Source organism: Halomonas sp. A020, assembly GCF_027943625.1.
Lineage (GTDB): Bacteria > Pseudomonadota > Gammaproteobacteria > Pseudomonadales > Halomonadaceae > Vreelandella > Vreelandella piezotolerans.
The window spans coordinates 508,295-522,474 of sequence record NZ_AP022850.1; the positions used below are offsets into that span (position 1 = coordinate 508,295).

Here is a 14,180-nt window from a genome sequence, read left to right on the forward strand (position 1 = left end):
CGCGCTACGTTTCTATTGCGCTGAGCCGCTTCACTAATCGGTAACGACGCAGCATTTCACCACTGCGTTCGACCCACTGCTCGCCGAGGTTGTCGAAGCCTCGACGCAGCAGGCGCTCATAGAGGACCAGGCTCGCCTCGATCTCTATGCTAGACACGCCGTTCTCAAGCAGAATGCGCTCGGCGTGGATCAGTAGCGTGGTACCGATCCCTCGCCCCGCCAGCGATGGCCAGACGTAGAGCGTTTCGATACGACCTGCGCTAATGTTGAGTTCCAGGAAACCAACACAACGGCCATCGCAAGCCGCCACCAGCGTGGTATAGAGCGCTTGGCGCGCCGCCCAAGCGCTCGCCTCGCGAGGTAGCGCGTTGGCCCAGGCGCGGCGCTCATCCAACCCGTAGTGAGTGGCCGCCCCCTGCATGACCGCATGATAGAAGACTTCCGCCTGGTCAGCGGCATCTTTGGCTAGCGCCGCGCGGTAGGTCACACGGGCCGTCGGCGCAGCAGAGGGTGCGCGTTCGTTCGTTTTCAACATGCTTCGCCTCAATGCGATTTAGCGGCTGGTAACGATAGCGGACTGTCGGTCACCAGCGAGCTATTTTATACTCGTTGCCACGTTACGAAAGTACCACCTCGTCGACCCCGTCGGTGTCGGTCAACCACAAGGCAGTGCTATGCATGATCGCTCGGACAGCGCGTCGTTTACACTGACGCCCATTGGCCATATCGTCAGCGACTATCCGGATAAGTTCGGCGTCCCCCGCCAGCCTGGGCTCGCGCCAGCGGCCAACGCGCGTTTGCTACTGACTGCACCGTTCGATGATCCTCTCACCGTACGAGGCTTGGAAGCGTTTAGCCACCTGTGGGTGACGTTTATCTTTCATCACAGCCCGACCCGCTGGACGCCCTTGGTGCGCCCACCCAGGCTGGGCGGCAACCGCAAAGTCGGCGTCTTTGCTAGCCGCAGCACTCACCGTCCCAATCGACTTGGGCTGTCATTGATTGAGCTGTCGCACATCGACACTCGGCAAGGCGTGAGCCTGCACCTCGCCGGGTGTGACTTGATTAGCGGTACGCCCGTGGTCGACATCAAGCCCTATCTGCCGTGGGCCGAAGCCAAGCCTGAAGCACGGGGCGGGTTTGCTCCCCATGCACCGACACTGCTGCCCGTGCACTTTAGCCAGGCCGCCCAAGCAAGCCTTGCCGCTCGTGCCGATGGGGCGTCACTCCATGCGCTGATAGAGCAAGTATTGGGCCAAGACCCCCGCCCTGCCTACCAGAAAGACCTCCAGAGCGAGCGCATATACGGCGTACGGCTGCGGGATGTGGACGTCAAATTTCAGGCGACTAATGCCGCCTCTGGAAACGACGCCACCACCTTCAAGGTGGTGGCAATCGATCCGCTGACTGACGAAACGGTCCTAGGCGGGAAAGGTAATGCCTAGACGACGACCCACCTCTTCGTAGGCCTCGATCACACCACCTAAGCCCTGACGGAAGCGGTCTTTATCCAGCTTCTCGCGGGTGTTGGCATCCCACAGGCGGCAACCGTCCGGTGAGAACTCATCGCCCAGTACCACCTCGCCGTTGAATACGCCGAACTCCAATTTGTAATCCACCAGCAGCATGTCGCCTTCGGCAAATAGCTGCTTGAGAATGTGGTTCACTTTGAACGTCAATGCCTTCATTTTGGCAAGCTGCTCGGGCGTTGCCCAGCCAAACGTTTCCGCCAGCGACTCGTTGATCATCGGATCGCCCTTCTCGTCGTTCTTCAAGAACAACTCGAAAGTCGGCGGGTTAAGGGCGATCCCCTCTTCCACTCCCAAACGCTTCACCAAACCGCCCGCTGCAATGTTGCGCACCACGCACTCGACCGGAATCATCTGCATTCTCTTGACCAAGCTCTCGTTATCGGAAAGCTGTTTCTCGAAATGCGTGGGGATACCCCCCTCTTCCAAGCGCTCCATGATGAAGGCGTTGAAGATGTTGTTCACCATCCCCTTGCGGGCGAGCGCCTCTTTCTTCTTACCATCGAAAGCGCTGGTGTCATCACGAAAGTGCAGTACCAGAAGGTCAGGATCGTCAGTGGTGTAGACGGATTTTGCCTTGCCGGCATAGAGTTCTTGGCGCTTTTCCATGGAGGCTCCGTGAGAAAGTGAGAATCAAAAGGTTAACGTAAGTAGCCGGAGACACGCTCAAGCAACTCGCGCTGATCATCAGCACTAAAATTACGCTCGCTGGCGTTGATGGCACGCAGCACGGTTTGGTCGCCGTTGGGCTCGAGCGCCAAGCGAATCTGCTGGGACATCCGGCGTACATCTGGGCTAAAGACGATCTGCAACGGGTTACGTCCACGCTCGGTTTCGGTCATGTACTCCACCAAGAACTCGTAGTCATCAGCGGAGGTCGCGAGCAGGTCGCGCTGACCCTCTTGGGTGAAATCGAGCGACAAATAGTGGTTCAGCTCGGCCCATACACGGTCAATGGGCTGCGGAATGACGACTTCCCACTCCTCGCCTTGCTGACGTAGCTGAAGCGTTTGCTCATTGGCCAAACGCTGGGCAGTCCACGAAGAGGAGCTGGCAGTGGCACTGCGTGCGCCCAAATACTGTTCCAGGGCAGCAAGACAGCTCTCGACGCTTTGGCCGTTCTGGTCGCAGCGTACTTCGCTGCTACCGGCACGCAGAGCGCTTTGCAACCTGAGCGTCGCTTGTGGGGTTACGATGACGCCCTGATTGGCACTGCTGTCTTGAACGGGAAGCTGGCGGCTGCGCACGAAGGCTTCCAGCTGTGGCCATACGCTGCCAGGATCTGCCGCCACGACCAGCCAGCTTTGATCGCCGACTTGGCGACGCTCGACGTAGTCGGGCTCCAATCCGCTGCCAATGGCCAGTGACTGCGGCGGCTGAATCTCGGCCGGCTCATCGAGCCGCGTGCCCTGCATGGCCACCTGGGGGACCGGCATTGCGTCGCGGTAACGCTGGGTGTCGCGGGTGTCAGGCAGCACGAGAGGCGGCGCAGGAGCCGCTTCGGTGTAGTCCAAGTTGCGGTCGTGGTAGTAACCATCGCGCGCGCAACCTGCCAGTGTGACAGCGGCTGCGAGTGCCAGCGGTATCCATTTAAGCGCACGTTGTTCAAGCACAGAGCTCATCAAGCCACCTTAACAGTCAACAGATCGGTTACCCGGCAGGCACTGCCTTCACCGGGTAGCAAAAGGGTTTCGAGCGCCGGACTACTCCTCTACGACGCCCGCCAGCTGTAGCGCTTCGCTGACCGTGCCGTGGTACTTCTCCGACAGCCAGGTCAGCGGCAGGCGAATACCGGCGTCCATATAGCCCATGCGGTGCAACGCCCACTTGACGGGAATGGGGTTGGATTCGATGCCCAGATTGGTATGTAGCGGCATCAGGCGCGTATTGATTTGGTGCGCCTTGTCAGCGTCACCGGCCACAGCGGCCACGCAAAGATCGTGCATCGCTTTTGGGGCCACGTTCGCGGTGACGGAGATGTCACCGTGGCCGCCCATCAGCATGAAATCGCAGGCCGTGGCGTCGTCACCGGAGTAGAGCATGAAGTCGCTGCCTTTCAGGCGTGAGATTAGATCCTCAGCACGCTCAAGGTTCCCGGTCGCGTCTTTCAGGCCGATAATGTTGTTCACCTCGGCCAAGCGCACCACGGTCTCGTTATAAAGGTCGGAACAGGTGCGGCCCGGTACGTTATACAAAATCACCGGCAGTTTGCTGCCTTCTGCCACCGCCTTGAAGTGTTGATACAAGCCTTCCTGGGTAGGCTTGTTGTAGTAAGGGCAGACCGACAGGCAGTAATCCGCACCCACTTCACTGGCGTAACGCGCCAATTCGACGGCTTCCGAGGTCGCGTTCGCCCCGGTACCGGCAATCACCGGAATGCGGCCGTTCACCTCTTCCACTACGCTGCGAATCACATCGAAGTGTTCGGCAAATGACATGGTGGTGGGCTCACCCGTGGTGCCCGCAGCGACGATGGCATCGGTACCATTGTCGAGGTGGAAGTTCACCAGACGACGAAGCGCCTCCCAGTCGATGTCGCCATTGACCTTCATCGGCGTCGCCAGGGCGACAATGCTGCCTGTGATCATCCGTATTTTCCTCACCTGCAAAAAGTTGAAATCAAGCTGCCACGTGGGATGCAATAACGTACATTGCGACAAGACGCAGCGTTGATGCCTTGAAGGAGCGCCGTCACCCCCGCCCACAAACAGCAAATGGTACTCAGGCGATTCGAGCCTGTACAGCGTAAAGCGCTGTGAGTTTATCGAACGCTTTGACAGTTGCGCGGCGCTTGCGTGTAATTCTCTATGAAAGTCACCCTTGAAAGGAGCCTTTATGACCATTGAACTTGGCCAGCCCGTCCCCGACTTTTCCGCCCCCGCCACCGGCGACACCACCATTACGCTATCCGAACTGCGCGGTAAGCAAGTGGTGGTGTATTTTTATCCGAAAGCCAGCACGCCAGGCTGCACCACCGAAGGCGGCGACTTTCGCGACCGCAAAGCCGCCTTCGATGCGGCCAACACCGTGATCATTGGCGTGTCACGCGACGGACTGCGTGCCCAGGAGAATTTCAAAGCCAAACAGGATTTCAATTTTGAGCTGATATCAGATAAAGACGAAACCGTTTGTCGGCTATTCGATGTCATCAAACTCAAGAAGATGTACGGCAAAGAGCACTTGGGCATCGAGCGCAGCACCTTCTTGATCGACCAGGACGGCAAACTGGCCCAGGAGTGGCGCGGCGTCAAAGTGCCCGGCCATGCAGAGGACGTGCTGAACGCAGCGCAGGCGCTTCACAACCAGTAATCACGGCGCTCAACGCGGTGCCCCTCGGGGGGCACCGCGCTTAGGGCGACTCCTGCTCCAACTGAGGTGGCTGCACTGCCTGTCGGCTTTCGAGCCCCCGTGGCCAGGCGTATACCAACGCCTTGAGCAGCGTGGCCAGCGGGATAGCGAAGAACACCCCCCAAAACCCCCAAATACCGCCAAAGAACAGTACGGCGACGATAATCGAGACCGGGTGAATGTTGTTGGTCTCCGAGAACAGTACAGGGGCCAGCACGTTACCATCCAGCGCCTGCAATATCCCGTAAGCCACCAGTACGTACACGAACTGCTCGCTAATGCCAAAATGGAACCCGGCCACCGCTGCCACGGGGAGCGTGGCCACCGCCGCACCAATGTAAGGCACCAGGACGGAAAAACCGACCAGCACCGCCAGCAGCGCCGTATAGGGCAGCCCGAAAAAGGCGAAGGTGATGTACGCCACCGTACCGACGATGACGATTTCGATGGATTTTCCACGAATATAATTAGCGATCTGACGATCCATTTCGTGCCAAATGCGGGTCAACAGCGTCCGCTTTTGCGGCAGCAGCGAGAGCGTAAAACCCACCAGCGCCTCACGATCTTTCAACATGAAAAAGACCAAAATGGGGACTAACACCAAATAAATGATCAGTGACATGATGTTGCCCAGCGACGTCAATGAAAGCGTTAGGGCACGCTGGCCAAGCTGACTGATCTCCCGCCCGGCCACGCCGATCCAGCTCTGTATCTGATCGGGCGTTACGATATTGGGAAAGCGCTCCTGCAACTGATCCAGCCACCCTTGACCACTAGCAAACATCCGCGGTGTCTCTTGGACGAGTCCCACCAGCTGATTCCAAATCAGCGGCATCAAAATGAAAGCAAGCGCCAGCAGGACGCTAACGAACGCCACAAACACCAAAATGACGGCCAGCAAGTGCGGCACTCGCCGCCTCGTCAGGGCGCTGACCACGCCTTGCAGCAGAAACGCCAACACCAGAGCGGTGAAAAAAGGCGCGAGCATACGCCCGAACCAGATGATCGCGGCAAAACCGCCCACCAAAACGAGCAGCAGAATCAACGCCTCTTCGTCTGAAAAATAGCGCTCGACCCAGCTTTTCAGAATGCTGCGCATGGTCATGAGCGAGCGTTCCCTGCTTTACGAATCCAAAACACATACACATCGCCGCGCTGCGTCCGCGCTTCCATGACATGCTCGCTTAGCTCGGTAAAGGCCGCCATATCGCGCCAAGACCCGGCGTCGGTGGCGCTTACTTCCAGCAGCTGACCGGGAGCCAAGCCAGCCAGTGCCTGCTTGGCTTTCAGCAGCGGTAGCGGGCAGTGCAATCCAGTGGCGTCCAATAATTGGTCAGGCTGAACCCCTTCGGCCAACCCAGACGCTATTTGCTCAGACATACTTCTCCCCAAAGGCAGCTTTTATGGTGCTCGATCGTTCGATGGCTACATAAGCGTCGCATTGTTGCATAAACTGTTTTTTTGCGATGCCCATCGTGACGATGATTTAACGGCACTTCCTGGCCCGAATCAATGTCACACCGCTGTTCGCCGCGCCCACTACTTGAACGAATGGGGACGTCATGCTGCTTTTTAGACCCACCAATGCCCGCTGGGCCTGTGCGCTAGCCCTGTCGCTTGGCACCCTGTGCGCGAGCTTGCCCAGCCACGGGTATGATGACTATCGGCTGCCCACGCTAGGGGGCGCATCGGCCTCCGCGAGCAACGAAGAGTTTCGTTTAGGTCGCGCGTGGCTACGCCAGTTTCGCGCTCAGGCACCGCAATGGCAGGACCCCATCGTCAGTGATTACCTGGAAAGCCTAGTCGCACGCTTGGCCCCCTACAGTCAGTTGGGCAGCCTGCAAACCACCACGGTGATGGTCGATAACCGATCGCTCAATGCCTTTGCCGTTCCCGGCGGAGTCGTCGGCATCAACTCTGGCCTGTTTGCCTTCGCCGAGGATGAAGGGTCGTTCGTTTCGGTGATTGCCCATGAGCTTGGCCACCTTTCCCAACGACACTACGCCCGCGGTAGCGCCCGCGCGGAGCAAACCCAACTGCCCGCCATGGCGGCCATGCTCGCTGGGATGCTGATTGCCGCCAGCGGCGGCGGCGACGCGGGCATTGCCACCGCCATGGGATCTCAAGCGGCGCTGATTCAAGACCAGCTTGCCTACTCAAGGCGCTTCGAACAGGAGGCCGACCGTATCGGCCTGCAGGCCATGGCCGACGCCGGTTACGATCCAGAGGCCATGGTGCGCATGTTCGATACCATGCAGCGGCTGTCACGCCTTCAAGGTGGTACACCGCCTGAGTTCTTGCTGACTCACCCGGTCTCGGACAGCCGCCTGAGCGACGCCCAAGCGCGAGCCTCTCAACTTAGCGTCGCCAGTCGTTACACCAGCGATACGCTGTACGACATGATGCGCGCACGAGCGCTGCTGAGCATTTATCGCAACACCCCCCAGCAGGCGGCCTCGCGGCTGGCACAAGAAGGTGCCGAGGCGCCTGCACTACGCTACATCGACGCGCTGATCGCAGCGCAAAACGGCCATACCGACCGCGCGCTGCAAACCCTCGACCAGCTAGCCAACGAACTGCCTGATTACGGCATGCTGCCCGCCACGGCGGCGCAGGTAGCCCTGGAAGCACAGCGCTACGACGACGCCATCGAGCGCAGCCAACGGCTGCTGCGGCTGATGCCCCACTATCTGCCTGCTCAACTCACCCTGGCGGAAGCGCAGTTACAGCGTGATCCTAACGCCGCCTACGATTTGCTCCGGGGGATTACTACGCAGCACCCGGAGAATCCACAGGGCTTCAACCTGCTTGCGGAGGCTGCTGGGCGCAGCGGCTTTAACGGTTGGGGGCACTTGGCGCGCGCCGAACACCTCCAGCTCACCGGTCGCATAGACCGCGCCATCCGCCAGCTGGGTATTGCCAAAGACGCTGCCCAGCAGGAGAACGACGCCCAAGCGCTCGCGCGCATCGAGCAGCGCCGAGAAGCGTTTCTTGAGTATCGGGAGGCGCTGGAGAAGTTTTAATACCTATCAAGACATGCCAAACGCCCGAGCATAGCGTTCGGGCGTTTGGCTGACGATAGGGAGGTCGTGCGGTGGCTTAAGCGTTGAAATTCAGCATACGCTCGAGGGGCTTTAGCGCCTGCTGACGTAGCGCGTCGTCGACGAAAATTTCGCCGCTGCCCTCACGCAGCGCGTCTGCCAAATTATCCAGCGCGTTCATCGCCATCCACGGACAGTGGGCACAGCTGCGGCAGGTCGCGCCGTTACCAGCAGTGGGCGCTTCAAAGAGCGTTTTACCAGGCACCGCCTGCTGCATTTTGAAGAAAATGCCGCGATCGGTCGCCACGATCAGTTGCTCGTTGGGCAGGGTTTTCGCCGCCTTGATCAGTTGCGAGGTGGACCCCGCCACATCGGCCAGCTTGACGACGGCCTCCGGCGATTCCGGATGCACGAGCACGGCGGCGTCAGGGTAGAGGCGCTTTAGATCCTCGATACCTTTCGCCTTGAACTCCTCGTGCACGATGCAGGCACCGTCCCACATCAGCATGTCGGCACCGGTTTTCTTCTGAATGTAGCTTCCCAGGTGCTTGTCCGGCGCCCAGAGAATCTTCTCGCCCTTTGCCTGCAAATGCTCGATGACGTCGACGGCAATCGACGAGGTCACGACCCAATCGGCACGCGCCTTCACCGCCGCCGAGGTGTTGGCATACACCACCACCGTGCGGTCAGGATGAGCATCGCAAAACGCGCTGAAATCTTCGATGGGGCAACCGACATCCAGGGAACATGTCGCTTCCAGCGTCGGCATCAGCACCCGTTTTTCGGGGGAGAGGATCTTGGCCGTTTCGCCCATGAAGCGCACCCCGGCGACCACCAGCGTGGTGGCATCGTGACGAGCGCCAAAGCGGGCCATTTCAAGGGAATCAGCTACGCAGCCACCGGTCTCTTCGGCCAACTGCTGAATGGCGTCGTCGGTATAGTAATGCGCCACGAGCACGGCGTTGTTCGCCTTGAGTAACTGCTTGATCTCAGCGACTCGCGCTTCGTCTTCCGCTGGAATTCGGGTAGGGCAGTACGGGCTTGGCAGCGGCGCGTCTAGCGCCGCTTGAGAGGTCATCATAGTCATCGTGTCTACCACTGTGACGAACAGGGAATCCCCCTGTTAAACACCAGTCACGGCGTATGCACTCCGCATGCGCCGCACTCAGGGCAGCGGCCGCTGCGTCTCTCGCGGTGGCACGCTGCCAACCTGACTGCTGAGAGTCAGGACAATAACGTCGTTGTTATGACATTCGTTGTTAAGACATTGTGGTGGACAACCCTTCGTTGCTGCAAGCACAACGTCACTTCGCCACACACCACGATGCACATAGCAAAACGCCCCTGGCAGCAAGCTACCAAGGGCGTCGGAATTTGGTGGGTCGTGTAGGATTCGAACCTACGACCAATTGATTAAAAGTCAACTGCTCTACCAACTGAGCTAACGACCCAAATTTGCTGCGTCAGGACTATCGCCAGTATCCATGAAGGACGCATCGACTGGCATTAAAAACAACGCATTAAATCGAAGACGGTTTGATGCAATTGTTTGGTTCGTATGGTGGGTCGTGTAGGATTCGAACCTACGACCAATTGATTAAAAGTCAACTGCTCTACCAACTGAGCTAACGACCCGTCCGAACGGATGCATATAGTACGGATATGGCTTTTGAATAGCAAGCCCTTTTTTATCTTTCGTCTATATTCCGCTCCCTGCGGCGTTGTCAGCGCCAACACCGCAGAGGTCACTTACTTAGCCGCGCTTGGGCTTTGGCTTACGCATCGCCTGCACCGGACGGCGCTTGTGCTTGTCGCGGCTCCAGCGATTCTTCTCATCTGGCGTCAGCTCAGGCACTTTACGGGTTTCCAGGTTGGCAAGCGTCGCCAAGTCGTCCACCTCGTCTTGAGAGAGTTCGACCCACTCACCGGCTTTCGCCCGCTTATCGAGGAAGATGTTGCCGTAGCGAACGCGCTTCAAGCGGCTAACGGTGAGCCCCTGGGACTCCCACAAACGGCGCACCTCGCGGTTACGCCCTTCCAAGATCACCACGTGGAACCAAGTATTGATGCCTTCCCCACCGAACTCCTGCACGTCGGTGAAGCGCGCCGGGCCATCTTCCAGCATGACGCCGTCGACCATGGCGACGATATGCTCACGCTTGACGTCGCCCATGACCCGCACGGCGTACTCACGCTCCACCTGAGTAGACGGGTGCATCAAGCGGTTGGCCAACTCACCGTCGGTGGTGAACAGCAACAAGCCGCTGGTGTTGATGTCCAAGCGGCCAATCGCAATCCAGCGCTCGCCTTTCAGGCGCGGTAGGCGCTCGAAGACCGTGCGGCGGCCTTCCGGGTCTTTACGAGTGCACAGCTCACCTTCCGGTTTGTTGTACATGATCACCCGGCGCGGCACGTCCTCTTCCGGGCGCAGCGTCACAGGGCGATCATCGAAACTGACCTTGTCCCGGGCCTCCACTCGGTCACCCAGTTTGGCGACCTGGCTATTCACCTTCACTCGGCCGTCGGCAATGGCGGTTTCCATTTCACGACGGGAGCCAAGGCCCGCACGGGCGAGGACTTTCTGCAGCTTTTCGCTGGTGGGGGGCGTGGTGTTGTTACTCTGACTCATGGTCGTCTGACCTCACATCGTTGGTCTGCGTGCTAGCGTCTTCGTGTTGACGCTTTGCACGTGCCGCTAGCCGTGCCTCTAAATCGGCAAAACTAAGCGGCTGGGTTAACGCCGTCTCGGCGTGGTGATCGGCACTCGCTGCCGACGTGTTCTCATCTTGCTGGGGTGGCGCATCCTGCACGCTTTCCGTCGTTTCGTCCAGTGGTGGGGGCGGGTTTTGTTCACCCGACGCCTCTTCGACGGCGCGCTCTTCGTGATCGTCGCCGTTGACCAGCGTATGCATGGGCGGTAGCGCATCCAGGGTTTTCAAACCGAAGTCATCCAGAAAACTGCGCGTGGTGGCATAGACTGCGGGGCGACCCGGCACGTCCCGGTGGCCTACCACACGTATCCAGCCGCGCTCCATCAATGTACGAATGATCGAGCTGCTGACGCTCACGCCCCGCACGTCTTCGATATCGCCCCGAGTCACCGGCTGGCGGTAAGCGATCAGCGCAAGGGTTTCCAGCAACGCTCGCGAATAGCGCTGGGGCCGCTCGTCCCACAGCCGCGAGACCCAGTGAGCCAAGCGTGGACGAATACGTAGCTGAAAGCCCGAGGCAGTCTCGACCAGTTCCAGCGCGCCATTCTCGTGGCGCAGCGCCAGCCGCGACAGCGCTTCCCTCAGCGCTTTTCGGCTGGGGCACTCCTCTTCTAAAAAGAGCGTTTCCAGGCGCTCGACCGGCAGCGGCTCCCCCGCCGCTAGCAGCGCCGCTTCAATGATGTCATCTAACGTGGTGTCTCTCACCGCGACTCCTCGTCAGGTTCAAACGCAGACTCTTCGGATGCCGAGGCGGCATCGCCCTGCTCCTCTTCCAAACGCTCGAAAGCACCCTCTTCCTCATCGGCCAGCGCCGCTTGGCGGGCGCGCACGTGAATGGGCGACAGCGGTGCGTTTTGAACGATCTCGATCATGGCCTCTTTGGCGAGCTCCAGAAGCGCCATGAAGGTGACGACCACCCCGGCCCGCCCCTCATCTAAAGTAAATAGCGCCTCGAAAGGCGTATAACGACCGCTCTCTCCATCCTGGCTGAGCTGCTCCATAATTTTCAGCATTCGCTCGCGGGTGGAGAGCACTTCCCGGCTGATCTGGTGGGCCTGAGCCAGCTCGGCGCGTTTGAGAATATCGGACAGCGCCTCTAGCAGCTCGTCCAACTCGACATCGGGATGAATCACCCGCGTTTCCAGCGGCGGCAACCCCGCCTGCACGCTGAACCAGTCTCGGCCGACGCGTGGCAGGGTATCCAGTGCTTCGGCGGCCTCTTTTAGACGCTCGTACTCCTGTAAGCGGCGAATCAATTCGGCGCGGGGGTCCTCCTCTTCCTCGCCCTCCGCTTTAGGCGGGCGCGGTAGCAGCGTCCGCGATTTGATCTCCGCCAGCATGGCTGCCATCAGCAGGTACTCTCCCGCCAGCTCGATCTCCATGGCTTTCATCAACTCCACGTACTCGATGTACTGATGGGTGATGGTCGCCACGTTGATGGTCAGAATATCCAGGTTCTGGCGCCGGATTAAATAGAGCAGCAGGTCCAGCGGCCCTTCGAAGGCTTCCAGAAAGACCCGCAGCGCCTCAGGAGGAATATAGAGATCCTCCGGCAACTGCGTAATGGGCTCATCAAACAGGCGCCCAAGCGCCTCCACCACCGGCTCGGCAGTAGCTTCCGCCACGTCTTGGTCTTGCTCTGGCGCTGCGCTGGGCGTCTCGCTCACGCGGGTCGAATCCTTGATTGATGAGTTGAAAAAAGACAGTGTAACAGCGCGCTGTTAGCACGGCATCTAGCCCGCATCGGCGGCTTTACGATAGCGCCCTTGATAGTCGAACAGCTTGTCGCGGATTTGAAAGTGACGACCCACCTTTCGCCCCACCACGAAATCCGGGTGGCGCAATCGGCGCTGCTCGTTGACGACCTCATCAGGCGTCGTCGGTTGCCATTGACCACCTGGCGCGCGCAGGTGGGCACGTAAAAAAACGGCATAAAACGCGCGACGCTGGGCTGGAGTTTCCAAGGCAAACCATTCACTCAGGCTGTCGCCATCTTCATCGTGGTAGGTGGCTTTCAGGCGCGGCAGGCCACGGCCATTGGTGGTCGCTTCCAACTGCATGCCGCTGACGCGCAGCACTTTGGCATCTTTTAACTTCAGCGCATCCTTAAGCTTGTCGTCGGCGTCCACCAGCAGCTTCTCACAGCCATGACAGCGGCGGGCGGCAATATCGTTCTCGGCGCCGCACTCATCGCATACCTTGAAGCGAAAGCGGAACGTACACTGGCAGCGCCGCCCTGCGTCATCCTCCACCAGCCCCTGACAGCGGCGACCAAAGTGCTCGATCACCAGCTCGCCGTCGCGCTTTCCCCAAAACAGGTTCGCGTGACCACACTCCGGGCAGGGCACCTGCACCGGTTCGCTATCGCTATCCGGCTTGGGTTCGCCTACTTCCGGGGCGTAGAGATCCCACGGGTTGCCCGCATAGTCGAGAATCAGGCACTCCTCTTTGCCCGGCGAGAGGCGCAACCCGCGACCCACTATCTGCTGATACAGGCTGACCGACTCGGTGGGCCGCAATATCGCAATCAGATCGACGTGGGGAGCATCGAAGCCGGTGGTCAGTACCGCCACGTTGACCAAATACTTCAATTGCCGCGCCTTGAAGGCCTCGGTCAGCGCGGTGCGCTCGGTCGAGGCCGTGGCACCGGTAATCAGCGCGGTCTGATCGGCGGGCAGATAGCCCATGATCTCTTCGGCATGGGCGACCGTAGCGGCGAAAATCATCACCCCCTGACGGTCAGCGGCGTACGCCACCACCTGGGCAATGATGCCCGGTGTCGCCCGATTGCCCGCCACCACGCGGTTGAGCTCCTCCTCCCGAAACAGGCCGCTGGTCGAGGGGGCAAGCGCCGAGAAGTCGTACCCCTCAATGGCCATGTCCAGCCGCTTGGGCGCGGCCAAAAAACCCTGCTTGACCATCAGGCGCAGCGGCTGCTCGAACACGCAGTCGGCAAAAAAGCTCTCTTCCGAACCGCGCACCATGCCGTGGTGGTGGCGGTGGTAGATAAATCCTTGGCCTAGGCGAAACGGCGTCGCGGTTAGCCCTAAAATCTTCAGCTGTGGGTTTTGGCTCTGAAGATGTTCAATCACCTGCCGATAGCTGGAGTCCTCCTCCAGCGATACCCGATGGCACTCGTCGATTACCAGTAAAGTGAAGCTGGCGTCGTTGAACTGCTCCAGGTTGCGCACCACCGACTGCACCGAACCAAACACCACTTGGCGGCAGGCCTCTTTGCGCTTTAACCCGGCACTGAAGATATCCGCCTCCAGTCCGTACGCTTGGTACTTGGCGTGGTTCTGCTCCACTAGCTCGCGCACGTGGGCCAGCACGAGTACTCGCCCGCGGGCGAGCCTTGCCAGCTCGGCGATGACCAGTGACTTGCCGCTACCCGTGGGTAGTACCACCACGGCGGGGGCGCTGGTAGCACGAAAGTGGGCGACCACCCGCTTCACCGCCTCGGTTTGGTAGGGGCGCAGCGAAGGCGCTGTCGCGTTAGCCAAGAAAGGCGGCCCGGAGGCCGCCTTTTCAGAATGTGTCATCCATCACCT

The 14,180-nt window shown here is 59.7% G+C and carries 14 protein-coding genes and 2 tRNA genes; 3 read left to right on the forward strand and 13 right to left on the reverse strand.

Annotation, left to right across the window (positions count from 1 at the left end):
- Positions 1–4: 4 nt before the first annotated feature.
- Positions 5–535, reverse strand: coding sequence for a GNAT family N-acetyltransferase (locus tag FRH_RS02315; RefSeq protein ID WP_139526364.1), 531 nt, complete (start codon positions 533–535; stop codon positions 5–7).
- Between the two features lie 139 nt (positions 536–674).
- Between FRH_RS02315 and tsaA the strand changes: the two genes are divergently transcribed.
- Positions 675–1,445, forward strand: coding sequence for a tRNA (N6-threonylcarbamoyladenosine(37)-N6)-methyltransferase TrmO (tsaA, locus tag FRH_RS02320; RefSeq protein ID WP_139526363.1), 771 nt, complete (start codon positions 675–677; stop codon positions 1,443–1,445).
- Here the strand turns inward: tsaA and purC are convergent.
- From purC to dapA, 3 genes are all read right to left on the reverse strand, one after another.
- On the reverse strand, positions 1,422–2,138 hold the full coding sequence (purC, locus tag FRH_RS02325) for a phosphoribosylaminoimidazolesuccinocarboxamide synthase (RefSeq protein WP_139526362.1): 717 nt from the start codon (positions 2,136–2,138) through the stop codon (positions 1,422–1,424). The two genes, tsaA and purC, sit on opposite strands and share 24 nt — an antisense overlap.
- Before the next feature lie 32 nt (positions 2,139–2,170).
- On the reverse strand, positions 2,171–3,151 hold the full coding sequence (gene bamC / locus FRH_RS02330; RefSeq protein ID WP_139526361.1) for an outer membrane protein assembly factor BamC: 981 nt from the start codon (positions 3,149–3,151) through the stop codon (positions 2,171–2,173).
- Between the two features lie 81 nt (positions 3,152–3,232).
- On the reverse strand, positions 3,233–4,117 hold the full coding sequence (gene dapA / locus FRH_RS02335; protein ID WP_139526360.1) for a 4-hydroxy-tetrahydrodipicolinate synthase: 885 nt from the start codon (positions 4,115–4,117) through the stop codon (positions 3,233–3,235).
- Positions 4,118–4,364: 247 nt separating this feature from the next.
- Between dapA and FRH_RS02340 the strand changes: the two genes are divergently transcribed.
- Positions 4,365–4,838, forward strand: a complete 474-nt coding sequence (locus FRH_RS02340) for a peroxiredoxin (RefSeq protein WP_153842505.1) — start codon at positions 4,365–4,367, stop codon at positions 4,836–4,838.
- Between the two features lie 40 nt (positions 4,839–4,878).
- Here FRH_RS02340 and FRH_RS02345 read toward each other — a convergent pair whose 3' ends face one another.
- Complete coding sequence (locus FRH_RS02345; protein WP_139526358.1) at positions 4,879–5,982, reverse strand: AI-2E family transporter; 1,104 nt, start codon at positions 5,980–5,982, stop codon at positions 4,879–4,881.
- Positions 5,979–6,257 (reverse strand): sulfurtransferase TusA family protein, encoded by a 279-nt coding sequence (locus FRH_RS02350; protein ID WP_139526357.1) that lies wholly within the window; start codon positions 6,255–6,257, stop codon positions 5,979–5,981. Before FRH_RS02350 ends, FRH_RS02345 begins: the two co-directional genes overlap by 4 nt.
- 182 nt (positions 6,258–6,439) lie before the next feature.
- Between FRH_RS02350 and FRH_RS02355 the strand changes: the two genes are divergently transcribed.
- Positions 6,440–7,900 (forward strand): M48 family metalloprotease, encoded by a 1,461-nt coding sequence (locus FRH_RS02355; RefSeq protein ID WP_281997682.1) that lies wholly within the window; start codon positions 6,440–6,442, stop codon positions 7,898–7,900.
- Between the two features lie 76 nt (positions 7,901–7,976).
- On the opposite strand, the gene nadA is transcribed toward FRH_RS02355, so the two are convergent.
- From nadA to FRH_RS02390, 7 genes are all read right to left on the reverse strand, one after another.
- Positions 7,977–9,005 carry a quinolinate synthase NadA gene (gene nadA, locus FRH_RS02360; protein WP_281997683.1) on the reverse strand — a complete coding sequence of 343 codons (1,029 nt, stop codon included), beginning with the start codon at positions 9,003–9,005 and terminating at the stop codon, positions 7,977–7,979.
- Positions 9,006–9,293: 288 nt separating this feature from the next.
- Positions 9,294–9,369, reverse strand: a tRNA-Lys gene (locus tag FRH_RS02365).
- Between the two features lie 108 nt (positions 9,370–9,477).
- A tRNA-Lys gene (locus tag FRH_RS02370) sits at positions 9,478–9,553 on the reverse strand.
- Between the two features lie 118 nt (positions 9,554–9,671).
- On the reverse strand, positions 9,672–10,547 hold the full coding sequence (gene rluB / locus FRH_RS02375) for a 23S rRNA pseudouridine(2605) synthase RluB (protein WP_139526354.1): 876 nt from the start codon (positions 10,545–10,547) through the stop codon (positions 9,672–9,674).
- Positions 10,534–11,334: an SMC-Scp complex subunit ScpB gene (scpB, locus tag FRH_RS02380; RefSeq protein WP_153842502.1), complete on the reverse strand. Its 801-nt coding sequence runs from the start codon at positions 11,332–11,334 to the stop codon at positions 10,534–10,536. The genes rluB and scpB overlap by 14 nt, the downstream gene beginning before the upstream one ends.
- The gene (locus tag FRH_RS02385; RefSeq protein WP_281997684.1) at positions 11,331–12,296 is read right to left on the reverse strand and encodes a ScpA family protein; all 966 of its coding nucleotides are present in this window, start codon (positions 12,294–12,296) and stop codon (positions 11,331–11,333) included. Before FRH_RS02385 ends, scpB begins: the two co-directional genes overlap by 4 nt.
- Before the next feature lie 66 nt (positions 12,297–12,362).
- Positions 12,363–14,171 (reverse strand): DEAD/DEAH box helicase, encoded by a 1,809-nt coding sequence (locus FRH_RS02390; RefSeq protein ID WP_281997685.1) that lies wholly within the window; start codon positions 14,169–14,171, stop codon positions 12,363–12,365.
- Positions 14,172–14,180: the final 9 nt, after the last annotated feature.